This is a genomic window from Exiguobacterium sp. J17977, from assembly GCF_018616375.1.
GTDB lineage: Bacteria > Bacillota > Bacilli > Exiguobacteriales > Exiguobacteriaceae > Exiguobacterium > Exiguobacterium mexicanum.
In genome coordinates, this window is sequence record NZ_JAEQBB010000001.1 from 529203 (window position 1) to 552357 (window position 23155).

At 54.2% G+C, this 23155-nt stretch carries 24 protein-coding genes and 1 tRNA gene; 23 read left to right on the top strand and 2 right to left on the bottom strand.

Annotated features, from left to right (window positions below):
• Nucleotides 1-52: 52 nt before the first annotated feature.
• From trxB to KNO58_RS02675, 8 genes are all read left to right on the top strand, one after another.
• The gene (trxB, locus tag KNO58_RS02640; protein WP_214751749.1) at nucleotides 53-1006 is read left to right on the top strand and encodes a thioredoxin-disulfide reductase; all 954 of its coding nucleotides are present in this window, start codon (nucleotides 53-55) and stop codon (nucleotides 1004-1006) included.
• Between the two features lie 125 nt (nucleotides 1007-1131).
• Nucleotides 1132-2004, top strand: coding sequence for an RNase adapter RapZ (rapZ, locus tag KNO58_RS02645; RefSeq protein WP_128124256.1), 873 nt, complete (start codon nucleotides 1132-1134; stop codon nucleotides 2002-2004).
• A 1-nt stretch (nucleotide 2005) separates the two neighbouring features.
• Entirely contained in the window at nucleotides 2006-3001 is a 996-nt protein-coding gene (locus KNO58_RS02650) for a gluconeogenesis factor YvcK family protein (RefSeq protein WP_214751750.1), read from the top strand.
• A gap of 31 nt (nucleotides 3002-3032) precedes the next feature.
• Nucleotides 3033-3986: a DNA-binding protein WhiA gene (whiA, locus tag KNO58_RS02655; protein ID WP_021065438.1), complete on the top strand. Its 954-nt coding sequence runs from the start codon at nucleotides 3033-3035 to the stop codon at nucleotides 3984-3986.
• Between the two features lie 87 nt (nucleotides 3987-4073).
• The gene (locus KNO58_RS02660) at nucleotides 4074-4310 is read left to right on the top strand and encodes a hypothetical protein (protein ID WP_021065439.1); all 237 of its coding nucleotides are present in this window, start codon (nucleotides 4074-4076) and stop codon (nucleotides 4308-4310) included.
• Between the two features lie 95 nt (nucleotides 4311-4405).
• On the top strand, nucleotides 4406-4921 hold the full coding sequence (locus tag KNO58_RS02665) for a DUF2179 domain-containing protein (protein WP_214751751.1): 516 nt from the start codon (nucleotides 4406-4408) through the stop codon (nucleotides 4919-4921).
• A 63-nt stretch (nucleotides 4922-4984) separates the two neighbouring features.
• Entirely contained in the window at nucleotides 4985-5425 is a 441-nt protein-coding gene (locus KNO58_RS02670; RefSeq protein ID WP_214751752.1) for a hypothetical protein, read from the top strand.
• Between the two features lie 57 nt (nucleotides 5426-5482).
• Nucleotides 5483-6178 carry a MerR family transcriptional regulator gene (locus KNO58_RS02675; protein WP_214751753.1) on the top strand — a complete coding sequence of 232 codons (696 nt, stop codon included), beginning with the start codon at nucleotides 5483-5485 and terminating at the stop codon, nucleotides 6176-6178.
• A 42-nt stretch (nucleotides 6179-6220) separates the two neighbouring features.
• Here KNO58_RS02675 and clpP read toward each other — a convergent pair whose 3' ends face one another.
• A complete protein-coding gene (gene clpP, locus KNO58_RS02680; protein WP_024370422.1) occupies nucleotides 6221-6796 on the bottom strand; it encodes an ATP-dependent Clp endopeptidase proteolytic subunit ClpP in 576 nt (191 codons plus the stop codon).
• A gap of 154 nt (nucleotides 6797-6950) precedes the next feature.
• Nucleotides 6951-7023, bottom strand: a tRNA-Arg gene (locus tag KNO58_RS02685).
• Between the two features lie 123 nt (nucleotides 7024-7146).
• On the opposite strand from KNO58_RS02685, the gene KNO58_RS02690 reads away from it, so the two are divergent.
• From KNO58_RS02690 to secG, 15 genes are all read left to right on the top strand, one after another.
• Nucleotides 7147-8289 carry an RNA polymerase factor sigma-54 gene (locus KNO58_RS02690; protein WP_214751754.1) on the top strand — a complete coding sequence of 381 codons (1143 nt, stop codon included), beginning with the start codon at nucleotides 7147-7149 and terminating at the stop codon, nucleotides 8287-8289.
• A 1-nt stretch (nucleotide 8290) separates the two neighbouring features.
• Nucleotides 8291-8548, top strand: coding sequence for a glutaredoxin family protein (locus tag KNO58_RS02695; RefSeq protein ID WP_214751755.1), 258 nt, complete (start codon nucleotides 8291-8293; stop codon nucleotides 8546-8548).
• A 109-nt stretch (nucleotides 8549-8657) separates the two neighbouring features.
• Complete coding sequence (locus tag KNO58_RS02700) at nucleotides 8658-9686, top strand: sugar-binding transcriptional regulator (RefSeq protein ID WP_251026025.1); 1029 nt, start codon at nucleotides 8658-8660, stop codon at nucleotides 9684-9686.
• Nucleotides 9687-9744: 58 nt separating this feature from the next.
• Nucleotides 9745-10752 carry a type I glyceraldehyde-3-phosphate dehydrogenase gene (gene gap, locus KNO58_RS02705; protein ID WP_214717731.1) on the top strand — a complete coding sequence of 336 codons (1008 nt, stop codon included), beginning with the start codon at nucleotides 9745-9747 and terminating at the stop codon, nucleotides 10750-10752.
• 98 nt (nucleotides 10753-10850) lie between these two features.
• Nucleotides 10851-12035 (top strand): phosphoglycerate kinase, encoded by a 1185-nt coding sequence (locus tag KNO58_RS02710; RefSeq protein WP_214751756.1) that lies wholly within the window; start codon nucleotides 10851-10853, stop codon nucleotides 12033-12035.
• Between the two features lie 18 nt (nucleotides 12036-12053).
• Nucleotides 12054-12806, top strand: a complete 753-nt coding sequence (gene tpiA / locus KNO58_RS02715) for a triose-phosphate isomerase (RefSeq protein ID WP_131437841.1) — start codon at nucleotides 12054-12056, stop codon at nucleotides 12804-12806.
• The gene (gpmI, locus tag KNO58_RS02720; RefSeq protein ID WP_214751757.1) at nucleotides 12807-14345 is read left to right on the top strand and encodes a 2,3-bisphosphoglycerate-independent phosphoglycerate mutase; all 1539 of its coding nucleotides are present in this window, start codon (nucleotides 12807-12809) and stop codon (nucleotides 14343-14345) included. It abuts the gene before it with no gap.
• Nucleotides 14346-14382: 37 nt separating this feature from the next.
• Nucleotides 14383-15675: a phosphopyruvate hydratase gene (gene eno / locus KNO58_RS02725; protein WP_214751758.1), complete on the top strand. Its 1293-nt coding sequence runs from the start codon at nucleotides 14383-14385 to the stop codon at nucleotides 15673-15675.
• A gap of 285 nt (nucleotides 15676-15960) precedes the next feature.
• Complete coding sequence (locus KNO58_RS02730) at nucleotides 15961-16758, top strand: phosphotransferase (RefSeq protein WP_214751759.1); 798 nt, start codon at nucleotides 15961-15963, stop codon at nucleotides 16756-16758.
• 222 nt (nucleotides 16759-16980) lie between these two features.
• A complete protein-coding gene (locus tag KNO58_RS02735) occupies nucleotides 16981-18114 on the top strand; it encodes an RNA-guided endonuclease TnpB family protein (protein ID WP_214751760.1) in 1134 nt (377 codons plus the stop codon).
• Between the two features lie 320 nt (nucleotides 18115-18434).
• Nucleotides 18435-19316, top strand: coding sequence for a UTP--glucose-1-phosphate uridylyltransferase GalU (galU, locus tag KNO58_RS02740; protein WP_021065453.1), 882 nt, complete (start codon nucleotides 18435-18437; stop codon nucleotides 19314-19316).
• Between the two features lie 21 nt (nucleotides 19317-19337).
• Nucleotides 19338-20546 (top strand): glycosyltransferase family 4 protein, encoded by a 1209-nt coding sequence (locus KNO58_RS02745; protein ID WP_251026058.1) that lies wholly within the window; start codon nucleotides 19338-19340, stop codon nucleotides 20544-20546.
• The gene (locus KNO58_RS02750; protein ID WP_214751762.1) at nucleotides 20543-21883 is read left to right on the top strand and encodes a glycosyltransferase; all 1341 of its coding nucleotides are present in this window, start codon (nucleotides 20543-20545) and stop codon (nucleotides 21881-21883) included. The genes KNO58_RS02745 and KNO58_RS02750 overlap by 4 nt, the downstream gene beginning before the upstream one ends.
• 55 nt (nucleotides 21884-21938) lie before the next feature.
• Nucleotides 21939-22826 (top strand): YitT family protein, encoded by an 888-nt coding sequence (locus KNO58_RS02755; RefSeq protein WP_131472337.1) that lies wholly within the window; start codon nucleotides 21939-21941, stop codon nucleotides 22824-22826.
• Nucleotides 22827-22899: 73 nt separating this feature from the next.
• The gene (secG, locus tag KNO58_RS02760) at nucleotides 22900-23124 is read left to right on the top strand and encodes a preprotein translocase subunit SecG (protein ID WP_012726902.1); all 225 of its coding nucleotides are present in this window, start codon (nucleotides 22900-22902) and stop codon (nucleotides 23122-23124) included.
• Nucleotides 23125-23155 lie beyond the last annotated feature (31 nt).

Here is a 23155-nt window from a genome sequence, read left to right on the forward strand (position 1 = left end):
CCTAGGTTTCTTATACTGAAGTCAATCAATTTCATGCAGAGGTGGAAACATTATGACAGAAGAAAAAATCTATGACGTCATTATCATCGGGGCCGGCCCAGCCGGAATGACGGCGGCACTTTACGCGTCGCGTGCCAACTTATCGACATTGATGATCGAACGCGGCATCCCGGGTGGACAGATGGCGAACACGGAAGATATCGAAAACTATCCGGGCTATGACAGCATCCTCGGCCCAGACTTGTCTCAAAAAATGTTTGACCACTCGAAAGCGTTCGGTGCGGAGTACGCCTATGGCGACGTCCAAAGCATCTCGGACGAGACAGAGTATAAAATCGTCCACGCCCACAACCGCGACTATAAAGCGCGGGCCATCATCCTCGCCTCAGGCGCGCAATACAAGAAAATCGGTGTCCCGGGCGAAGAAGAGCTCGGCGGCCGCGGTGTCTCGTACTGTGCGGTCTGTGACGGAGCGTTCTTCAAAGGCAAGAACTTGTTCGTCATCGGTGGCGGTGACTCGGCAGTCGAAGAAGGCGTGTTCTTGACGCGCTTCGCTGACAAAGTCACGATCGTCCACCGTCGCGACGAGCTTCGCGCACAAAAGATTCTTCAAAAACGGGCGTTCGACAACCCGAAAATCGACTTCATCTGGAATCACACGCTCAAAGAGATCGTGGAAGCGGATGGTAAAGTCGGTGGGGCGCGTCTCGTCAGCACGGTCGACGGGACGGAGTCGGACTATGAGATCGACGGCGTGTTCATCTATATCGGCATGAACCCGATCACCGGTTTCGTCAAAGACCTCGGCATCACGAATGAGCAAGGCTATATCGTCACGAACGAAGCGATGGAGACGACAATCCCTGGGATTTTCGCAGCCGGAGACGTTCGCGACAAGACGCTCCGCCAAGTCGTCACCGCGACGAACGACGGATCGATCGCCGCTCAAAACGCGCAACATTATATCGAGGGACTCCTCGAGGCGTTGCACGAACAAAACGCGTGACTAGAGACAGAAGGGATTGCGGGCGACCGCAATCCCTTCTCTTTTTTTCAGGCGTTCGTTATACTAAAGACAGAAGAGAGCTACACACACGGCTCGGTTGTCAATTTTAAGGGGGCGTCAGTGACATGGAAGACTTTAAAGGATTAGAAGAATTGATTATCATCAGCGGGATGAGCGGGGCCGGGAAATCGGTCGCGATGAACAGCTTTGAGGACCTCGGCTATTTTTGCGTCGATAACTTGCCGCCGGTACTATTGCCGCAATTGATTGACGTCATCAGCTCGGTCCGGCCGAAAATCGCCGTTGCCATCGATACGCGCACGCGCGACTTCATCGACAGCCTGTTCATCGTCATCGACGACTTGGAACAGAAGAACGTGCACCCGCACTTGCTCTATCTCGACACACGGGACGAAGTGCTCGTGCGCCGCTACAAAGAGACGCGCCGGTCGCATCCGCTCGCCCCGGAAGACGCGCCGCTCGTCGGCATCGGTCTCGAGCGCTCATTGCTCGAAGGCTTCCGTGACCGGGCCCATACGCTCTATGACACGACCGACTTGAAGCCGCAGATGCTCAAAGACCGCATCCTGCTCCAATTCAACGAGGAACGGATCCCGTTCACGGTCAACTTCATGTCGTTCGGGTTCAAACACGGCGTCCCGCTCGACATCGATCTGTTGTTCGACGTCCGCTTCATCACGAACCCGTTCTATATCCCGGAGCTCCGTCCGCTCACCGGGCAGACGGAAGAAGTCCAGACTTACGTCATGTCGCATCCCGAGGCACGGGCGTTCTATAAGAAGCTGATCGACATGCTCGAATTCCTGTTGCCGCAGTACAAGCGCGAAGGGAAGACGCAAGTCGTCGTCGCCTTCGGCTGTACCGGCGGGAAGCACCGCTCGATCACGTTCGCCGAGAAAGTGTCGGCCCATTTCGCCGAGCGCTATAACGTCAAGACCGTCCATCGCGACCTCGCACATGCGACGAAGGAGAAGTAAGATGAGACGCGACAGAAAAGTTGTGGCCATCGGTGGCGGTACGGGCCTCTCGACGCTCGTACGGGGCTTGAAGCACTATCCGCTCGATATCACGGCCATCGTCACGGTCGGGGACGACGGGGGCAGCTCGGGACGCCTCCGTGACGAGTTCCACATGTTGCCGCCGGGCGATATCCGTAACGTCATCCTCGCCTTGTCCGAGGTCGAGCCGCTCATGGACAAGATTTTGCAGTACCGGTTCGACAGCGGTTACGGACTCGAAGGCCACTCGCTCGGTAACCTCATGTTGACAGCGGCGACGCACATCTGTGAAGGCTCGTTCGTCAAGGCGGTCGACGTCTTGTCGCAACTGTTGAACGCCCAAGGCAAGGTGCTCCCGGTGACGGAGACGCTCATGACGCTCGCGGCCGAGTTCGAGGACGGGACGATCGTCAAAGGCGAATCAAAAATCCCGCTCGTCGAGAAACCGATCAAACGTCTGTTCTTGCTCGAAGAGGGCATCAAGCCGGCGGCCGGTGTCGTCGAGGCGATCGAGGACGCGGATTTGATCGTGCTCGGGCCAGGGAGCTTATATACGAGCATCATCCCGAACTTGTTGATTCCGGAAGTGCGCGACGCCATCGTCCGCTCCGGGAAGCCGGTCGTCTATATTTGCAACGTCATGACGCAACCGGGCGAGACGAAAGGGTACGACGCGATGAAGCATTTGAAATCGATTGAGGCGTATCTCGGCAAGTCGACGGTCGACACGATCGTCGTCAACAACGAGCCGATCGAGGACATCTATTTAGAGCGTTACCTCGAGGACGGTTCGGAAGAGGTCCGGTTCGACCGCAAGAAGCTCCGGAACTATGGCACGAACGTGCTCGCCGGTGACATCGTCGACTATAACCGCGATTATATCCGCCACGACTCGGACGCCATCGCCGGGCTCGTCATGCAGCGCGTGCTGCGCATCAAGAAACCACGCTCGTTCCAAGAGCTCGAGCTGAAATAAGTTGTGATTGAACAGAAAGGAGGGGACTGACATGAGCTTTGCCTCTGACGTCAAAAAAGAACTGACGCAACTCGTCGTGACCGATGCCGAGGCGAAAGCGGAACTGTCCGCGCTCGTCCGGATGAACGGGGTCATCTCGCTCGCCTTAGGGCGGGGGATGACGCTCGACGTCTCGACCGAGAACGCCGCCATCGCACGCCGAATCTATTCCCTCATGAAACGGCTGTACGACCATCATCTCGATTTGTTCGTACGGAAGAAAATGCGGTTGAAGAAGAACAACGTCTATATCGTCCGGGTCGCCCAGCGCGCCGAGACGATGTTGAAGGACCTCGAGATTCTCGGGGAGAACTACGAGATGATTCGGACGCTCAACTCGGATATGACGCGCGACGAGAACCTTGCCCGGGCGTATTTGCGCGGGGCGTTCCTCGCCGGCGGGTCGATTAACCATCCGAAGACGTCATCGTATCACCTCGAGGTATACAGCCTGTACGAGAACCATAACCAGGCGCTCCGGGACCTCGCCAACCGCTTCGGCTTGAACGCGAAGACGCTCGAGCGGAAGAAAGGGCATATCCTCTACATCAAAGAGAGCGAGAAAATCTCGGACTTCCTGAAACTCGTCGGCGCCACGCGCGGCATGCTCGATTTCGAGGACGCGCGCATCATCAAGGACATGCGCAACTCGGTCAACCGGCTCGTCAACTGTGAGACGGCGAACTTGAACAAGACCGTCGGGGCGGCGCTCCGTCAAGTCGAGAACATCAAGTTCCTCGAGCGCACGGTCGGGCTTGAGATTTTACCGGTCAAGCTCCGGGAAATCGCCGAACTCCGGGTCACCCATCAAGACGTCTCGCTCCAAGAACTCGGCGAGATGCTCGAGACGGGACCAATCTCGAAGTCAGGCATCAACCACCGGCTCCGTAAAATCGACCAGATCGCGGACAAGGTGCGCAACGGAGAAGAAATCAGCTCATCGTGACGCTGGTTGCGCCAAAACCATTCTTCCTATATAATTAGCAATTGTGTATAGGACTTTAGAAATGTAACTTAAAGGAGCTTCATGATTATGTCGAATGCAAAGAAAAGAATCTCGCTCACGATTGACGCTGACTTAGACCAGGTCATCACGGAGCGTGCGAAACAAATCGGGATCCCGAAAAGCGCCCTCGTCACGTTCGCGACAAGCCTCTTCCTCAACCAATTGCGGGCCGAAGAAGTATTGTCAGGCGACACGAACGCCATCTATCAGGTCATCCGTAAAGACTATGAACTGCTCACGAGCGTTGATAACTTAGACAAATAATTGCGAAAGGCTGACTCCGGTCAGCCTTTTTTGGTTGCATCCGGCCGTGAAATTTGAAATAGTGGTTGTATTGAATTTGAATGGAGGTCGTTCCAATGGGGCAAATCTTGCTCATCCTAATCTTACAACTCGTCTATGTACCGGTGCTGACGCTTCGGACCATCATGCTCGTCAAAGGAAAAACGATGATTGCGGGGCTATTTGGTACGCTCGAGACGCTCATCTATATCTTCGCGCTCGGCATCGTGTTCCAAGATTTGACGACACTCGGGATGATCGTCTATGCGGTCGGCTTCGGGCTCGGGATTCTTGTCGGCGGTTACGTCGAGCGGAAGCTTGCGATCGGCTACAATATGATTCAAGTGCACACGCAAGAATTCCCGGCCGAGCTCATCCAAAAGATGCGCGACAGCGGCTACGGGGTGACGCACTACCAAGGTCAGGGACGTGATGGCATCCGCTATCGTCTCGACGTCTTGGCGGCGCGGACGCGGATGAAGGATTTGCGCCAAATGGTCGAGGAGTATGAACCGAAGGCGTTCCTCGTCGCGTTCGACCCGATCGACTTTAAAGGCGGCTATATGATGAAAGGGCTCCGACGCCCGAAATGAACGGAACGACTCACGGAAGTGGGTCGTTTTTTTCGTGGAACGGGGAATAGACGTACAAAGGGGATGAGCGGGTTGAGACGAAAAGGATTATGGATGGTCGTGATTGGATTGCTTGTGGTCGGCGGGATTTTATACGCCACCTCGTTTTGGAAGTCGGAGACGTCGCTCAAACCGCCGCTCCCGACGGTCCGGGTCGGCGCGGTGACCGCGGAAGTGAAACAGTCGACGTACTGTTGGTCGGACGGGGGTGAGGCGGTATGTGAGGACCACGGTCTGCCGGAGGTGGATGACCTACAGCTCGTGCCGGTCGAAGCGGGCGCCGAGATTGATGTCGAGTTCCACGCCGAGCCATCGAACGCCTCGTTCCATCAAGTGATTGACGGAGAACTCGTCCCGGCCGAACCGGTCGTGCCCGACGCACCGGGTGTCTATGTGTTCGAGACGGGCGGGGATTGGCCGCAAGGCGATAGCCGTTATGTGTTCGGGGTCGAGGTCAAAGAATAAAGATGTTGACCTGTCCGCTACGGCCGGCTTTATGATAAACGAGAAGGGGGGACGCCAATGATTCAAATCGGAAAAGTGGTCCATCTAACGGGGTTGTCCACTAAAGCAATAAAATGGTATGAAGCAAAAGGACTTGTCCGACCGACTCGTTTAGAGAATCAGTATCGGTTATACGGGATGGAAGAAATAAGGCGCCTGAACGAAATCAAGTTGCTACGTCAAATGGGCATCTCGCTCGAACAAATTCAAGCGGCAGAAAGTGTGAGCGGTTTACTCGACAGCAGACTTGATGAGGTTCAACGTGAAATCGAGGCGTTGCGACAAGTCGAGCAACAAATTAAATGGATGCAAACAGGGGGAGATTCAATGAAAGTACGTTATGAGCAGTGGGACCAACCGAAAATCGTAAACGGCTATGTATCCGAACTCACCAAAATCCCATTCGTTTGGAAAAAACTGCAACCAGAGCTGACAACAGACGAATCATATGGCGTCTGTTTAGCGAAAGAAGAAGCCTATTTAGCAGGGATGACTAATCCTGTGATAGGTGAAGACAGAAGACAGGTTGAACTGTCGGCAGGACGGTATCTTGTAGCCACGGTCGAAGGGGGAATTCCAGCCATCCCTACGACATATAATCAACTTCTATCATTGCCGGATGTAATGTTGCGAGATGCACTCGATTTTGAGCGCTATATTCATGGACAAGACGGAGCCGACGACTTGATTGAAATTTGGTTGCCCGTCCAATAACAAAGAAGTGCCTTTCCCGAAGTAGGGAAAGGCACTTTTGGATTATCGCGTCATGACTTTGTCGATGAGACCATAGTCTTTCGCTTGGTCTGCTGACATGAAGTAGTCGCGCTCAGTGTCGCGCTCGATGACTTCAAGCGGCTGGCCAGTGTTGTCGGCCATGATTTGGTTCAATTTCTCACGCATCTTGATGATGCGCTCGGCATGGATTTTAATATCCGATGCTTGACCTTGCGTACCGCCGAGCGGTTGGTGAATCATTATCTCCGCGTTTGGAAGCGCGAAGCGTTTGCCTTTTTCACCGGCTTGGAGCAAGAAGGCACCCATCGATGCGGCCATTCCGATACAAATCGTCGACACGTTCGGCTTGATGAAGTTCATCGTGTCATAAATCGCCATTCCGGAAGTGATCGAACCACCCGGGCTGTTGATGTAAAGTGAGATGTCCTTATCTGGGTCCTCGGCTGCAAGGAAGAGAAGCTGGGCAACGATCGAGTTGGCGACGTTGTCGTCGATTGCACTTCCGAGCAAGATGATGCGGTCCTTGAGCAAGCGTGAGTAAATATCGTACGCGCGTTCCCCGCGACCTGTTTGTTCGATAACTGTTGGAATTAACATTGAATCTGCCTCCTTTATGTAGGTTGTAAACATATCATACCGCTATAGTCAATGTTGGTCAAACGATAGTCATCGTTTTTGACCTATTCCACGGTTTGATGATTCTAAAACGACAAAAGAGGCCAGGCATATGCTGCCTGACCTCTTGCTGTGATACACCCGGAGAGATTCGAACTCCCGACACCTGGCACCGGAAACCAGTGCTCTATCCCCTGAGCTACGGGTGCATGTTCTCTGACACGATTTATTATACATTTGTTTTTTTAAAAAAGCAATCCTGTTCGTCTCACTTTTTTTCGAGCACGATTTCGCGCTGTTCGCTACAATAGGAAGCGAGAGGGGTGTGACCGATGCAACGGCAAGAACAGCAACAACTCCAAACACAACAGCTGACCCAGGACATGGTCCGGCGGTTGCCGATTCTCGAGGCGGACCGGACGACCATCGCCTTTCAACTTGGTCGGTTGGCCCGACGCAATCCATGTATCGCCACGGGGAGCGGTGCGGTCGAATGGGTGGCCGATACGGCAAGCGGGTTCGAGGAACGATTGTTTGAGCAAATTGACGAGGGGAGCGGGAGCGAGTCTCAACGCGCACTCCAGAAGCGGCTCGTGCTCGCGCTCGACCATCGCGGTCTATTACCGGACAGCGACTTCGTGCTCGCCCATCGCTTCGAAGTCGATGTGGCAGACGTCGAGGCGGCGCGCCAGGCGCTCTTGTTTCTAGAACCGACGGGCGTCGGGGCCCGCAATGAACGTGACTGCCAATATCGGCATGCGATTGAGCATGACGATCCGCTCGTCTTGGACGTGTTCGAGGCGCTCGACGCACACCTCGATGACATCGCCCAGCGACTCGATATCTCGGTTGCCGAGTACGAGCGGGTGACGCGTATCGTGGCGACACTCCCGAAGACACCATTATTATATGAAGGAACCGAACACGTCGTGCCGGAACTTGAAGTCGTCCGTCGCGACGGCGAGCTCGTGACGACATGGTTCAGCCCGACGATCGATGCGGCTCGAATCGGGGACGACCGCGAGGCGAAGTGGTGGCACGAGACGCTCGAGATGCGGAACGCGACACTTCGATCGGTTTGGGCCGTCATCGCCGAACGCCAACGCGATTGGTTGGACGGAAAGCTCGTCTTGCATCCGTTGACGCGAAAAGAAGTCGCCGAACAGATCGGCAAGCACGAGTCGACCGTCGGCCGGGCGATTCAAGGGAAGTACGTGACGACCGAGGGCGGCGTGATGGCGTGGCGTCACTTTTTCGTGCGAGCGACGCATGGGCAATCCCCGTTCATGGTGAAAAAGGCGCTCGCTGAACTGATTCAACGCGAGGCGTCGCCGTTGAGCGATGCCGCCCTCATGCGTGAACTGGCCCGGCTCGGCTATACGGTGACACGCCGGACGGTGGCGAACTACCGGGAGGCGCTCGGTTTTGGAAACTCACGGGAGCGGGAACGACAATATTGGAAAGGAGGGGACTGACATGGTCCTGACGTTATACCGCCGCGCCAACTGTTCGCTCTGTGAGGAGGCGCTCGTCATGCTCGAATGGCTCATGGAAGACTATCCGTTCGAGCTCGAACAGATTGACATCACTGGAAACGAGGAACTTGAGGCGAAATACTTGTTCGAAATCCCGGTCGTCTTACACGAAGGACAGGTGATTAGTCAAGGTCGATACGATGACAGTAAAGTTGAAGAATTTGTTAAGTATACGTTTACATCGAAAAAAAACGTTTGAAGGGGTTGCAAGACGGAAAGGTGATTGATAAGATGAAGTCGTAGCGGTGGGACGCAAATAGAAAAGTGGGACGCATAGCGTCCATGCTTTAAGTCGAGGGGGAATGAGTATGATCCAGCAGCTGATCCAAGTTCAGAAGCAAATCGTTCCCGACATGCTCGATACGCTCCGACATCGTTACGATATCTTACATTATGTCCGTTTGATGCAGCCGATTGGCCGACGGACATTGGCCGTAAGCCTCGGGCTGACGGAACGAATCCTAAGACGAGAAGTCGACTTTCTGAAAGACCAAGGTCTGTTGATGGTCGCTACTCAAGGTATTTCCCTTACGGAATCGGGCCGAAACGTTCTTCGGGACTTGCACGAGGTCATGGGAGAAATCCTAGGGATCTCGGAAGTCGCACGAGAACTCGAGCGTAAACTAGGCGTTCGCCAAGTCGTCATCGTACCGGGTGATTCCGACGAGACGTTCTGGGTCCAGCGAGATATCGGACGGGCCGCCGTCACGCAACTAAAAGCGCGACTGGCACCGGACGACAATATCATCGCGGTCACAGGCGGGACGACGATGGCATCGGTTGCGGCCATGATGTCGCCCGATAAAAAAGAACGGCCGATGCATTTCGTGCCGGCACGCGGCGGACTCGGAGAGACGCTCGAGTTACAGGCGAACACCGTCTGTTCTCGGATGGCCGACCGGGCCCATGCCGACTATCATTTACTCCACATTCCGGACGAGGTTTCGCAAGAGACGTTCGAGCGGATGGTGGAGGAACCTAGCATAAAAAATGTACTGGAAATGATTAGAGCGGCGCGAATTGTGGTACATGGAATTGGTGAGGCCGAAACGATGGCGAAACGCCGTCACGCGTCACCAGAGCATTTGCGGATGATTGAACGGCACGATGCCGTCGCCGAAGCGTTCGGCTATTATTTCAACGCGGAAGGTGAAATCGTGCACCGGGTCAAGACGGTCGGGATCCAATTGGAGGAGCTCGACGACATGGACACCGTCATCGCTGTCGCCGGAGGGAAATCGAAGGCACAGGCAATCGCCGCATATGCGAAACACACGCCGAACATCATCCTCGTCACAGACGAAGGTGCGGCGACAGAATTATTAAATCGTTATTAAAGAGTTGACCCCCGTTGGCTCTTCAATAAATAGCTTCTACCCTAAGGAGGAAATTAACATGGCAGTAAAAGTTGGTATTAACGGATTTGGACGTATTGGTCGTTTGGCTTTCCGCGAGATCATCAAAAACGAAGGAATCGAAGTTGTTGCAATCAACGACTTGACTGACACGAAGATGCTTGCTCACCTTCTCAAGTACGATACGACTCAAGGTCGTTTCGACGGAGACGTTGAAGTACATGACGATCACTTCCTCGTAAACGGCGAGAAAGTCATCACACTTGCTAACCGCAACCCAGAAGAACTCCCATGGGGCGAGCTCGGTGTTGACATCGTACTCGAATGTACTGGATTCTTCACAGACAAAGAGAAAGCGGAGCTTCACTTGAAAGCTGGCGCGAAAAAAGTTGTCATCTCGGCTCCAGCTACAGGTGACATGAAGACTGTCGTTTATAACACAAACCACGACATCCTCGATGGTACAGAGACAGTTATCTCTGGTGCTTCTTGTACGACAAACTGCTTGGCGCCAATGGCGAAAGTTCTCCAAGATCAGTTCGGAATCGTTGAAGGTCTCATGACGACAATCCACGCTTACACAGGCGACCAAAACACGCTTGACGCTCCACACCCGAAAGGCGACTTCCGTCGTGCGCGTGCAGCAGCAGCAAACATCGTACCGAACACAACTGGTGCGGCTAAAGCGATCGGCCTCGTTATCCCAGAACTTCAAGGTAAACTTGACGGTGCGGCACAACGTGTACCAGTTGCTACAGGTTCACTCACAGAGCTCGTAACAGTTCTTGAGAAAACTGTATCTGTTGACGAAATCAACGCAGCAATGAAAGCAGCAGCGAACGAGTCTTACGGTTACACTGAAGACGAAATCGTATCTTCTGACATCGTCGGAATCACTTACGGTTCACTCTTCGATGCTACGCAAACAAAAGTAATGACAGTTGGCGACAAGCAACTCGTTAAGACAGTTTCTTGGTACGACAACGAAATGTCTTACACTGCACAATTGGTTCGCACACTCAAGCACTTCGCTGAAATCGCGAAGTAAGTTCGTGAACTAAATAGAATCAAATAGGAGCGGAAACAAGAGATTGTTCTCCGCTCTATTTATGAAATTGACACGCACGACATATGGAGGCGAAGGTTATGAACAAACAGTCTATTCGTGACATCGATGTAAAAGGGAAACGCGTCTTTTGCCGCGTTGACTTCAACGTTCCACTCAAAGATGGCGTCATTCAAGATGAAACGCGGATTCAAGCGGCACTTCCAACGATCAAGCATTTGATCGACGGCGGCGCGAAAGTCATTTTGGCGAGCCACCTCGGCCGTCCAAAAGGCGAGAAGAACCTCGAGTTCTCACTCGCACCGGTCGCAAAACGTCTCGCTGAACTTCTCGGCAAAGATGTACCCCTCGTCGAAGAGGCGTACGGTCCAGTCGCAGAAGAAGCCGTTTCTAAACTTGGTGAAGGTGACGTCGTCGTTCTCGAGAACGTCCGTTTCTACCCTGGTGAAACGAAAAACGATCCAGAACTCGCGAAAGGTTTCGCGGCACTCGCTGATCTCTTCGTCAACGACGCGTTCGGTGCGGCTCACCGTGCCCACGCTTCGACAGAAGGCATCGCGCACCACGTCGACCACGCGGTTGCTGGTTTCTTGATGGAGAAAGAACTTGAAGTCCTCGGCAAGGCACTCTCGAATCCAGACCGTCCGTTCACGGCGATTATCGGCGGATCGAAAGTTGCTGACAAGATTGGGGTCATCGACCACCTTCTTGACATCGTGGATACACTCATCATCGGAGGCGGTCTCTCGTACACGTTCGCGAAAGCAAACGGTCACGAAGTCGGAACGTCACTCCTTGAAGAAGACAAGCTCGACCTCGCTCGTCAGTTCATGAAAAAAGCAGAAGACAAAGGCGTGAAGTTCTTGATGCCTGTCGACTGCATCATCACAAAAGAATTCGGCGAAGAGACTTACGTCGGACCAGTCGATATCGACTCGATCCCAGCGGATCATATGAGTCTTGATATCGGACCGAAGACAGTCGAAATTTACGCGCAAGCGATTCGCGAATCGAAACTTGTCGTTTGGAACGGACCGATGGGCGTATTCGAACTTGATAAGTACGCCAACGGAACGAAAGGTGTCGCTCAAGCACTCGCAGACAGCGATGCATACTCAATCATCGGTGGTGGTGACTCAGCAGCGGCAGCAGCCAAATTCGGCCTTGCTGACCAAATGAGCCACATCTCGACTGGTGGCGGCGCTTCACTCGAATTCATGGAAGGCAAGAAACTTCCAGGCGTCGAAGCGTTGAACGACAAGTAAAACAGAGGAGGGTTATCGATGCGTAAACCGATTATTGCAGGTAACTGGAAAATGAACAAAACACTCTCGGAAGCCGTCGCTTTCGTAGAGGAAGTTAAAAACAATATCCCGTCAACGGACAAAGTTGACGCGGCGATTGGTGCACCAGCAGTATTCTTGGCCCCAATGGTAGAAGCGGCTAAAGGATCGAACTTGAAGCTCAGCGCACAAAACATGTACGACAAAGACAGCGGGGCATACACAGGCGAAATCAGCCCGGCCATGGTCGCTGACCTCGGCGTGACATATGTCATCCTTGGACACTCAGAGCGTCGCGAATACTTCGGCGAATCAGATGCGTTCATCAACAGCAAAACGAAAAAAGCGTTCGAACACGGTCTTACGCCAATCGTTTGTGTCGGTGAGACATTGGAAGAGCGTGAAGGCGGCAAGTTCGAAGACGTCATCAAGACGCAAGTCGAAGGTGGCCTCGCGGACCTCTCTGCTGACCAAGTCAAACAACTCGTCATCGCGTACGAGCCAGTTTGGGCGATCGGCACTGGTAAATCAGCGGACGAAGCAGACGCGCAAAGCTCATGCAAATATGTTCGTGACGTGGTAAAAGGTCTTTACGGTGAAGACGTGGCGGCTGCGGTTCGCATCCAATACGGCGGTTCTGTAAAACCTGAGAACATCAAGGAGTATATGGCACAAGAAGACATCGACGGCGCGCTCGTCGGCGGTGCTTCACTTGAAGCTGCTTCGTTCCTCAAGTTGTTGGAGGCGATTTAAATGGCAAGACCAGTCGCCCTCATCATCTTAGATGGTTTTGGAATGCGGAACGAGACGTTCGGTAACGCGGTCGCTGCGGCGAACAAACCGAACTTCGACCGCTATTGGGAGCAGTATCCACATACGCTCTTGAACGCAAAAGGCGAGTACGTCGGCCTTCCGGAAGGTCAGATGGGGAACTCGGAAGTCGGTCACTTGAATATCGGTGCCGGCCGGGTCGTCTATCAGTCACTTTCACGCGTCAACAACGCCATCAAAGACCGTTCACTCTTCGACCGCCAAGCGATGAATCACTTGGCCGGACATGTGAAGAAGTATGACTCGAGTCTCCACATCATGGGCCTCGTCTCAGACGGTGGGATTCACTCACACATCAACCACATGTACGCCATCGTCGAGTTCGCGAAACTCCACGGCATCGAAAAAGTTTACATTCACGCTTTCACGGACGGCCGTGACTGTGATCCGAAATCAGGCGCTGGCTTCCTCGAACAGACGGAAGCGAAGCTCGCTGAACTCGGACTCGGTCAAGTCGCTAGCGTGTCTGGACGTTACTATGCCATGGACCGCGACAACCGTTGGGAACGCGTCGAGAAAGTATACGACGTGCTCGTCAACGCGAAAGGCGAAGTCGGTACGAATGCAGTCGACGTTCTTAAACAGTCATATGCAGACGGCTTGACGGATGAATTCGTTCTTCCGACGGTCATCGAGAAAGACGGTCAACCGATTGCGACGATTCAAGACAACGACGCAATCATGTTCTTCAACTTCCGTCCGGACCGGGCGATTGAACTGGCGAAAGTGTTCAAAGAGAAGACCGGCTTCAAAGGCTTCGAACTTTCGAGCACTCATCCAGAGAACATCTTGCTCGTCTCAATGACGAAGTTCTCAGATGAAATCGACACGGACATCGTCTTCCCGCCAGAAGATTTGAAAAACACGCTCGGCGAAACGCTTGCCGCGCAAGGGTACAAACAGCTCCGCGCCGCGGAAACTGAGAAATACCCGCACGTCACGTTCTTCTTGAACGGACAACAAGAAACACCGTTCGAAGGTGAAGATCGATTCCTCGTACCGTCACCGAAAGTGGCGACGTACGACTTGAAGCCGGAAATGAGCGCATACGAGCTCACGGAAGGTCTTCTCGAGCGCATCGAATCGGATCAATACGACGCGTATATCATCAACTACGCGAACCCGGACATGGTCGGCCATTCCGGTATGCTCGAACCGACGAAGAAAGCTGTCGAAGTCGTCGACGAATGCCTCGGTAAAGTAGTGGACGCACTCATTGCCAAAGGCGGCGCGGCGATTATCACGGCGGACCACGGGAACGCTGACCTTGTCACGAACCCGGACGGCTCACCGATGACGGCCCACACGACGGAACCTGTACCATGTATCGTCACGAAAGAAGGGGTGGAACTGAAACCAGTTCTCCAAGGCGCCTTGTGCGACCTCGCCCCGACGCTCCTTCACCTTCTCGGTGGAGAGCAACCGGCCGAAATGACTGGCTCATCAATCGTCACGAAGTAACTCAAAAAACTTTCCAAACAAAAAGGAGCGAATTTTCATGTCAATGATTACAGAAATTTACGCACGCGAAATTTTGGATTCACGCGGTAACCCAACAATCGAAGTAGAAGTCTTCACAGAAGACGGCGGTTTCGGCCGTGCCCTCGTCCCATCAGGCGCATCAACTGGTGAGCACGAAGCAGTTGAACTCCGTGATGGCGACAAGTCACGTTACCTTGGTAAAGGCGTACTCAAAGCCGTTGCTAACGTAAACGACACAATCGCACCAGAACTCATCGGCTACGATGTCTTCGACCAAAACGCACTCGACCGTAAAATGATCGAGCTCGACGGTACGAAAAACAAAGGTAAACTCGGCGCAAACGCGATCCTTGGTGTCTCGATGGCAGCAGCACACGCAGCAGCAGACGAGCTTGGCCTTCCACTTTACACGTACCTCGGTGGATTCAACGCGAAGACGCTTCCAACTCCAATGATGAACATCATCAACGGTGGTTCGCACGCTGACAACAACGTTGACTTCCAAGAGTTCATGATCATGCCTGTTGGCGCGCCAACGTTCCGTGAAGCGCTCCGCATGGGTGCAGAAGTATTCCACGCCCTCAAATCAGTTCTTTCTGGTATGGGTCTTAACACAGCTGTCGGTGACGAAGGTGGTTTCGCACCAAACCTTAAGTCGAACGAAGAAGCGATCACAGTTATCCTCGAAGCGATCGAAAAAGCTGGTTACAAAGCTGGCGAAGACATCTACCTCGCAATGGACGTTGCGTCTTCTGAGTTCTACGACAAGTCAACTGGCAAGTACGAACTCGCTGGCGAAGGCAAGTCAATGACAACTGCTGAGCTCGTAGACTTCTACGCTGAGCTCGTAAGCAAGTACCCAATCATCTCAATCGAAGACGGTTGCGACGAAAACGACTGGGACGGCTTCAAATTGCTCACTGACAAAATCGGTGACAAAGTTCAGCTCGTTGGGGATGACCTCTTCGTAACGAACACTGAGAAACTTGCTGAAGGTATCGAAAAAGGAATCTCGAACTCGATCCTCATCAAAGTTAACCAAATCGGTACGCTCACAGAAACATTCGACGCGATCGAAATGGCTAAAAAAGCTGGTTACACAGCAGTTATCTCACACCGTTCTGGTGAAACAGAAGATGCGACAATCGCGGACATCGCTGTTGCGACAAACGCTGGTCAAATCAAAACTGGTTCGCTCTCGCGTACAGACCGTATCGCGAAGTACAACCAACTTCTCCGCATCGAAGACATGCTCGGCGATGTAGCGAAATACGACGGCATCAAGTCGTTCTACAACCTCAAAAAATAATTGATTGTTTTCAGGTCCGCCTCGTGCGGGCCTGTTTTTTTGTGGTTAAACCCGTCTCGGCGGCACCGATGCTTTCTGCAGGCAATCCACGGAGCCTCCTCGCACTTCGTGCTTGCGGGGTCTCCGTTAGATTGCTTTCCTGCAAGAGTCACGGTGCCGCTTTGACGGGAGCGGACGATCTGTGTTGATTTCATCAAAGCTTTAGAATCCGTCATCGGTACTTAATCGTGTCGTATATCATCGTATTGTATACTGAACGTGACTGATGAAGAATGGGGGGATTGGATGGACCAATCGAATGAGCAAGAGGAGAGGTTAAGCGGGGGGAACGTGTCGACCGTCTATAAAAAGGGGAATCATGTCTATCGAACGTTGAAAGACGGCAGTGAACACGTCCATCAATTGTTAAGGCACTTAGAGGCGAAGGGGATATCGGGCGTTACGCGATTTGTCGGGGTGGATGAACAGAGCCGAGAGGTGTTGACGTACCTCGAAGGGGAGACGGCCGATTATCCGCTGAAAGCGTACATGTGGTCCGATGAGGCGATTCAAGATGCAGCTCGATTGATGCGTCGGCTGCATGACGCGACAGCGGATGTCGAGTGGCCGTCTGACTGGCAACCACTCGACAATACGCCAGAACCATTTGAAGTAATCTGCCACAACGACTTCGCCGTCTACAATACGATTTTTCATGACGGGAAAGTGGCAGGGGTCATCGACTTTGATTTGGCGGCGCCCGGACCACGAGCCTGGGATATCGTGTATGCCCTTTATACGTTCGTCCCGCTCAGCCGGCGTCATCAAGCCGAGTCCGGTGAAGTCGTCCACTATGAGGCGGAGCGCGATGATGGGACGTACAAACGACGAGTCGCGCTCTTCTTGGAGGCGTATGGCTGGGAAGGGTTGACAACGGAGTTGCTGCCGATGTTACTGTTACGAATCGATGCGCTCTGTCGATTGATGAAACGGAAAGCGGCGGAAGGGGATGCGGCGTTCCAACACATGATCGATGAAGGGCACTATGGCCATTATCAAGAAGAGTATAGGTTCATCGAGGTGCATGGACGGAAGTGGTTCTAAGAAAGGTTTAACTGATTTAGGCGAAAATTCTCCCTCCTCTAAGCGTCCGGGACGAAGCCCAGCGTAGGTGGGGGATGAATCGCCTGCTTGCGAACCCTTTGGATGTCCCTGTGACAAATATAACGAACGAAAGTTCGTGATTTCGTCAGATTCCCCTCCCCCCTTCGCGGGTATCGGAATGAGACGAGCATCATCCTGACACTGGGCAAAGGAGGGGCGGATATGCTGAAGGGCTACAAATACCGGCTCCACCCGACCGCGGCACAGGCCGAGTTCCTGATCAAGACGATCGGCTGTGCCCGCTTCATCTACAACAAGCTGCTCGAGGACCGCATCAAGATCCACGAGGAGGCGAAGGCGGGCGGCGGGCCGAGGCGGAAACCGCCGACACCGGCCTCCTACAAGCCGCTGTTCCCGTTCCTGTGCGAGGCGGACAGCCTCGCGCTCGCGAACGCGAAGCTGCACCTCGACGCGGCGTTCGCGAAGTTCTTCGCCGGGACGGCCGGCTTCCCGGTGTTCAAGTCGAGACGGAAGGCGCGCGCGTCCTACACGACGAACAACCAGCACGGCACGGTCCGTATCGAGGCGGGAAAAGTCCGTCTGCCGAAGGTCGGGTTCATCCGGTTCACACAGCATCGCGGCTTCGACGGGGAGATCCGGTCGGCGACCGTGTCGATGACGAGGACGGGGAGGTTCTTCGTGTCGCTCCTCGTCGAACAGGACGACGAGCCGTGGGTCCCGGCCGAGCACAAGGTCGGGATCGACCTCGGGCTGGAACACTTCGCCACCATGACGAACGACGGCCTCGTCACGGAGAAGATCCCCAACCCGCGCAACCTGCGACAGGCCGAGGCACGGCTGAAACGGGCGCAGCGCGCGCTCGCCCGCAAGAAGCCGGGCAGCAAGAACCGCGAGAAGGCCCGGCTCCTCCTCGCGAAGAGACACGAGCAGGTCAGGAACCGACGGCACGACTTCCTCCACAAGCTGTCGCGACGCATCGTCGACGAGAACCAAGTCGTCGTGGTCGAGACGCTGAAACCGAGGGAGATGATGCAGGACCGCCGCCTGGCGAAATCGATCGGGGACGCCGGGTGGGGCGAGTTCGTCCGCCAACTCGAATATAAATGTAAATTCTACGGACGGACGCTGATCAAGGCCGACCCGTGGTTCGCCTCGACCCAGGTCTGTTCGGCCTGCGGCGAGAACGGCGGCAAGAAGGACTTACAAACTCGGGAGTGGACATGTGCCGCGTGCGGCGCGCACCACGACCGCGACGTCAACGCGAGCCTCAACCTGTTGCGCCTCGCCGACCGAAACACCTCAGGGCAGGGACTGCCCGACGAGCTTGGCTCATAACCGTGGCTGGTCAAAGCACGGTCTTCCCAAGAAGCTCCCACTTCAGGTTACGAAGCAAGCAAGTGGTGAGTAGTTCACGACGGACGCTTGTCGAGTGCTCATTCCGGGAATAGACTAGTGTAGGTGAAAGGAGGCGTTCGTCATGATGTTCAGCGGCTTTTTCCTTCTTCTCATCGCGCTCGGTGTCGGCGGTTGGTTCCTGTACAAGTATATGGACGACCGGAAATGGTCGTGACGTATGTCACGGCCGTTTTTTTGTGTGCGTGAACGCTGGAAAATTGGGTATAATCAGATACAGCATATAAAAAGGAGAGACGTCCATGACACGCGTACGGAAAGCCATCATCCCGGCCGCCGGGCTCGGCACCCGCTTCTTGCCGGCGACGAAAGCGATGCCGAAAGAGATGCTCCCGATCGTCAACAAACCGACGATTCAATTCATCGTGGAAGAAGCCGTCGCTTCCGGCATCGAGGACATCATCATCGTGACCGGGAAGAACAAGCGCGCCATCGAGGACCATTTCGACCGGGCCATCGAGCTTGAACAGAACCTCGAGTCAAAAGGTAAGACCGAGCTCCTCGAGTCGGTGCGCCACTCGTCGAATCTCGCCAACATCCACTACATACGGCAACAGGAGCCGAAAGGGCTCGGTCACGCGATTTGGTGTGCCCGCAAGTTCATCGGCGACGAACCGTTCGCCGTCCTGCTCGGGGACGACATCATCGAGGCGGACGTGCCGGCGACGAAGCAATTGATCGACCAGTACGAGCAGTATGAACGTTCGATTATCGGGGTACAGCGCGTCCCGTATGAAATGACGAATCGATATGGTATAATTGACCCGCTTGCCGTCGAAGGGAAGCTCATCCCGGTCCGGACGTTCGTTGAGAAACCGGCCGTCGGAGAAGCCCCATCGAACCTCGCCATCCTCGGTCGCTACATTTTGACGCCGGACGTCTTCGAGGCGTTGTCGGCGCAAGAAATCGGGACGGGCGGCGAGATCCAACTGACGGACGCCATCGCCCGCTTGAACGAGGTGGAGACCGTCTTCGCCTATGAATTTGACGGGCGTCGCTATGACGTTGGGGAACCGATCGGCTTCATCGAAGCGACGATTGCCCATGCGCTCTGCGACCCAGATTTAAAAGCCAACGTCCACACGCTCTTGAAGCGCTTCGTGGACGAACTCGAACAACAGTAAGGTGTGTTATTTTTGAAAACAATGTTAATGGTCTGTCAAAACTATTATCCGGAGATCGGCAGTGCCGGTAACCGGATGCAAAATATTACGCATCTCATGAAAGAACGTGGCTACGAGGTGGAGGTCATCACGGCCGCCCCGTCGTATCCGAACTTCAACTTGTATAAAGACGACCGCTTCTGGAACGACAAGGCGCTCAACAACCAACCGTTCATCAAGCGTCTCATTACGAAGAAGCGCAAGCATACTTCGAACATGGTGAGCCGGCTCGCTTTGTTTTTGGAACAGATGATTAAAGGCGTAGCCGCCGTCCAAAAGCTCGACTCGAAACCGGATGTCGTCTTTGCGACGACCCCGTCTTTTTTTATGGCGTTCGTCGGTGTGTATGCGAAACGGAAGTATGGCGTCCCGTTCATCTTGGACGTCCGTGACCTGTGGCCGGAGTCGGTGAAAGGCGTCGGCGTGTTCAAACACGACTGGATGCTCGCCCCGGCGTTTTGGTTTGAGAAGCGGTTGTATAAGGCGGCCGATGAAATCATCATCAACTCGGAAGGGTTCCGTAGCTATTTGCGCCAACGTGGCGTCGACAACGACATGATTCATTACATGCCGAACTCGATTCGCGAGAGCGAGCGCAACCTCGAGCGGACCGTCCCCGAGGACGACCGGATGGAGATTCTGTACGCCGGGAACATGGGCCTAGCCCAAGACGTATCGCTCTTGCTCGAACTCGCGGAGCGGTTCCGTGACGAGCCGCGCGTCCATTTCAAATTGATCGGCTACGGGTACCGGAAGAACGAGTTGAAAGACATGATTAAAGCCCGCGGTTTCAAGAACTTCCTGTTCCTCGAGGCGATGCCTCGGACGGAAGCGTTCCAAGCCATCAAGAACGCGGACGTCGCGTTCGTCAGCCTGATCGAGCAAGAAGTGTTCGATACGGTCATCCCGGGCAAACTGATCGATTATATGGCGGTCGGCAAACCGATCGTCGCGGCGGTGTCAGGCCATGCGGCGAATGTCATCGAAGCGGCCGAGGTCGGTTACGTGTCACGGAAGCGTGACATCAACGAAATCGAGCTCATGCTCCGGAAACTGCTCGAACGTCCTGACTTGCGTGAGAAGTACGGCGTCAACGGGATCCGTTATGTGAAAGACAATCTGTGCTGGGAAAACAATATACACGTCCTCGAAGGCGTGGTAGAAAAAGTAACGATGGAGGAAACACGATGAAGTCAGTATGTATGTTTGTATGGAATCATTTTACGAATGATGCGCGCGTCTTGCGCGAATGCTCGGCACTCGCCGAAGCGGGCTATGAAGTCGATTTGATCGCGCTCCAAGACCCGAAAAATCCGTCGCTCCCGAAAGAAGAGATGCGTCCGGAAGGCTTCCGCGTCATTCGCGTCAAACGGCAGCCGTCGATTCTCGCCAACGGGATGAAGGCGCTCAAGTCGGTCCGCACATGGGTCAGCGCGAAGAAGACGCGTCAACTCGGTGCCGGACTCGTCGGCGCGGGACTGCTCGTCCTCGCACCACTGACGATGATTGGACTCGGTGTGGCAGCGGGTGCGATTTTGTTCCCGCCGGTGCGTAAAAACATCGTCAACGCGAGCGCGATGCTCGAGATGGTGTTCACTTCGACGAAGAAGTCGTACGATTTCTATCACGCCAACGACTTGAATACGCTCCCGCAGGCGTTGATTGCCGGGAAACTCGTCAACAAAGGCAAAATCGTCTACGATTCGCACGAAGTCCAGACGGACCGGACCGGTTACGGCTATATCCAAAGTAACCTCGAAGGCTGGCTCTTGCCGTACGTCGACTCGATGATGGTCGAGAACCACACGCGCGCGGCGCACAACGAGGAACTCTACGGCTTCTATCCGTACGTGCTCCACAACTATCCGTTCTATCGTCCGCTCGACTTCACGCTCCGCAAAGACTTGCATGCGCTCCTCGACTTGCCGAAGGATGAAAAGATTCTCTTGTATCAAGGCGGCATCCAAGCCGGCCGCGGACTCGAGCAGCTCATCCTCGCCGTCAAGGACTTCAAGGAAGGCACGCTCGTCATGATCGGGGACGGGAAACTGAAGCCGGTGATTAAACAGATGATCGAGGACGAGGGCGTCAGCGACCGCGTCAAGATGATTGACAAAGTACCGGTCGAGGCGTTACCGTATTATACGATGAACGCGTATCTTGGTTTCCAAGTGTTGAACAACGTCTGCTTCAACCACTACTCGGCGTCATCGAACAAGCTGTTCGAATATTTGATGGCCGAAGTACCGGTCGTGTCATGTGACTTCCCGGAAATCGAACGGGTCGTCGCCGGCAACGATGTCGGTGTCGTCGTCGATTCGCACGACCCACAATCAATCGCCGAAGGCGTCAACCGCCTGCTCGACGACCAAGCACTCTACGCCCGTGTCAAAGAAAACACGAAGACGGCGCGTGAGCAATATAACTGGGATTTGGAAAAAGAGGCACTCTTGAACGTCTACACGAACGTCGTGGACCGCAAGTTGCCGATTATGAAAGACGGTGCGCCAAAGCCAGTTCAACAGTAAGACTTAGACTGCGGCTTTGTGCCGCGGTCTTTTTTATATGGAAGGGGGACAACCAATGAAACGTCAACAACAACACCTATTGCGTCAACAAGTCTGGAAGAAGCTCCAATCGATTTCCTTGAAGGATATCGCCTGGATCGTCGCCGGCTCATTCATTCTGTCGTTCGGGGTGAACTACTTCACCGTCCCGAACGATTTCTCGGAAGGCGGCCTGCTCGGGGTCACCATCATCCTGTATTACATGTTCGGCTGGGACCTCGGGGTCACGTCGATTATCGGGAATGGGATTTTATTCATCGTCGGCTATAAGCTGCTCGACCGCCGGACGATGGTCTACTCGGTCGTCGCCGTCATCGCGACGTCATTCTTCCTCAGCTTGACCCATGACTGGGGCAGCCCGGCCGAGGACAAACTGCTCGCGGCCGTCTACGCCGGGATCATGATCGGTGTCGGCATCGGTATGGTGCTCCGCGTCGGCGGGACGACCGGGGGCGGGGTCATCATCGCCCGTCTCATGGAGAGATATTTGCATATGAGCGTCGCTGTGTCGATGTTCATCATCGATGCCATCGTCGTCGGGGCGTCAGGCTTCATCCTCGGGGAACAGGTCGTGCTCTATACGTTGATCGCCATCATCATCGGCTCGTGGGTCATCGACCTCGTCGCTGAAGGGCTCAACATCCGCAAGGCCGTCACCATCATCAGTGACAAGCAAGAAGAGCTCGCCGTCGTGTTGACGGAGACGCTCGGCCGCTCGGCGACGATTATCCACGGTCACGGCTACTATACGAAGCAAGATAAGAACATGCTCTATATGATCGTCGACAAGCGCCAAGTCGGTCCACTCAAGAAAATCGTCGAAGTGACAGACCCCCGTGCCTTCGTCGTCATCCACCAAGTGAAAGAGGTCATCGGGGAAGGGTTTAGCTACCCGTCCCGATAATTTGAAAGCTGGTGTTTTGATGCCAACTTCTATATAATAAGAAGCGTGTAAAAAGAAGGAGGAACTGACTACTATGCAAACGATCGCTACAATCAGCCTACTCGTCGTGGCTGTTTTATTGATTGTCGTCGTACTGCTCATGTCAGGTCGGTCGCAAGGTCTTGGGGCGATTGCAGGTGGCGCGGAGCAGTTGTTCGGCCGCCAGAAAGCGCGCGGCTTCGACGCTGTTTTGAACCGAACTGCAGCTGTACTAGGCACATTGTTTTTCATTTTAGGATTACTAGTCGCATCATTATGATGAAAGGCTGATCGTTCTCGATTTTTACGTG

Excerpts from the sequence above, each read along its gene's own strand:
- KNO58_RS02710 (WP_214751756.1), top strand. The coding sequence starts at position 10,851 with ATGAACAAACAGTCTATTCGTGACATCGATGTAAAAGGGAAACGCGTC.
- KNO58_RS02700 (WP_251026025.1), top strand. The coding sequence starts at position 8,658 with ATGATCCAGCAGCTGATCCAAGTTCAGAAGCAAATCGTTCCCGACATG.
- whiA (WP_021065438.1), top strand. The coding sequence starts at position 3,033 with ATGAGCTTTGCCTCTGACGTCAAAAAAGAACTGACGCAACTCGTCGTG.
- gpmI (WP_214751757.1), top strand. The coding sequence starts at position 12,807 with ATGGCAAGACCAGTCGCCCTCATCATCTTAGATGGTTTTGGAATGCGG.
- tpiA (WP_131437841.1), top strand. The coding sequence starts at position 12,054 with ATGCGTAAACCGATTATTGCAGGTAACTGGAAAATGAACAAAACACTC.
- galU (WP_021065453.1), top strand. The coding sequence starts at position 18,435 with ATGACACGCGTACGGAAAGCCATCATCCCGGCCGCCGGGCTCGGCACC.
- KNO58_RS02695 (WP_214751755.1), top strand. The coding sequence starts at position 8,291 with ATGGTCCTGACGTTATACCGCCGCGCCAACTGTTCGCTCTGTGAGGAG.
- rapZ (WP_128124256.1), top strand. The coding sequence starts at position 1,132 with ATGGAAGACTTTAAAGGATTAGAAGAATTGATTATCATCAGCGGGATG.
- secG (WP_012726902.1), top strand. The coding sequence starts at position 22,900 with ATGCAAACGATCGCTACAATCAGCCTACTCGTCGTGGCTGTTTTATTG.
- KNO58_RS02665 (WP_214751751.1), top strand. The coding sequence starts at position 4,406 with ATGGGGCAAATCTTGCTCATCCTAATCTTACAACTCGTCTATGTACCG.
- KNO58_RS02745 (WP_251026058.1), top strand. The coding sequence starts at position 19,338 with ATGTTAATGGTCTGTCAAAACTATTATCCGGAGATCGGCAGTGCCGGT.
- KNO58_RS02660 (WP_021065439.1), top strand. The coding sequence starts at position 4,074 with ATGTCGAATGCAAAGAAAAGAATCTCGCTCACGATTGACGCTGACTTA.
- clpP (WP_024370422.1), bottom strand. The coding sequence starts at position 6,796 with ATGTTAATTCCAACAGTTATCGAACAAACAGGTCGCGGGGAACGCGCG.
- KNO58_RS02735 (WP_214751760.1), top strand. The coding sequence starts at position 16,981 with ATGCTGAAGGGCTACAAATACCGGCTCCACCCGACCGCGGCACAGGCC.
- trxB (WP_214751749.1), top strand. The coding sequence starts at position 53 with ATGACAGAAGAAAAAATCTATGACGTCATTATCATCGGGGCCGGCCCA.
- KNO58_RS02690 (WP_214751754.1), top strand. The coding sequence starts at position 7,147 with ATGCAACGGCAAGAACAGCAACAACTCCAAACACAACAGCTGACCCAG.
- KNO58_RS02650 (WP_214751750.1), top strand. The coding sequence starts at position 2,006 with ATGAGACGCGACAGAAAAGTTGTGGCCATCGGTGGCGGTACGGGCCTC.
- KNO58_RS02750 (WP_214751762.1), top strand. The coding sequence starts at position 20,543 with ATGAAGTCAGTATGTATGTTTGTATGGAATCATTTTACGAATGATGCG.
- KNO58_RS02755 (WP_131472337.1), top strand. The coding sequence starts at position 21,939 with ATGAAACGTCAACAACAACACCTATTGCGTCAACAAGTCTGGAAGAAG.
- eno (WP_214751758.1), top strand. The coding sequence starts at position 14,383 with ATGTCAATGATTACAGAAATTTACGCACGCGAAATTTTGGATTCACGC.
- KNO58_RS02730 (WP_214751759.1), top strand. The coding sequence starts at position 15,961 with ATGGACCAATCGAATGAGCAAGAGGAGAGGTTAAGCGGGGGGAACGTG.
- KNO58_RS02670 (WP_214751752.1), top strand. The coding sequence starts at position 4,985 with ATGAGCGGGTTGAGACGAAAAGGATTATGGATGGTCGTGATTGGATTG.
- gap (WP_214717731.1), top strand. The coding sequence starts at position 9,745 with ATGGCAGTAAAAGTTGGTATTAACGGATTTGGACGTATTGGTCGTTTG.
- KNO58_RS02675 (WP_214751753.1), top strand. The coding sequence starts at position 5,483 with ATGATTCAAATCGGAAAAGTGGTCCATCTAACGGGGTTGTCCACTAAA.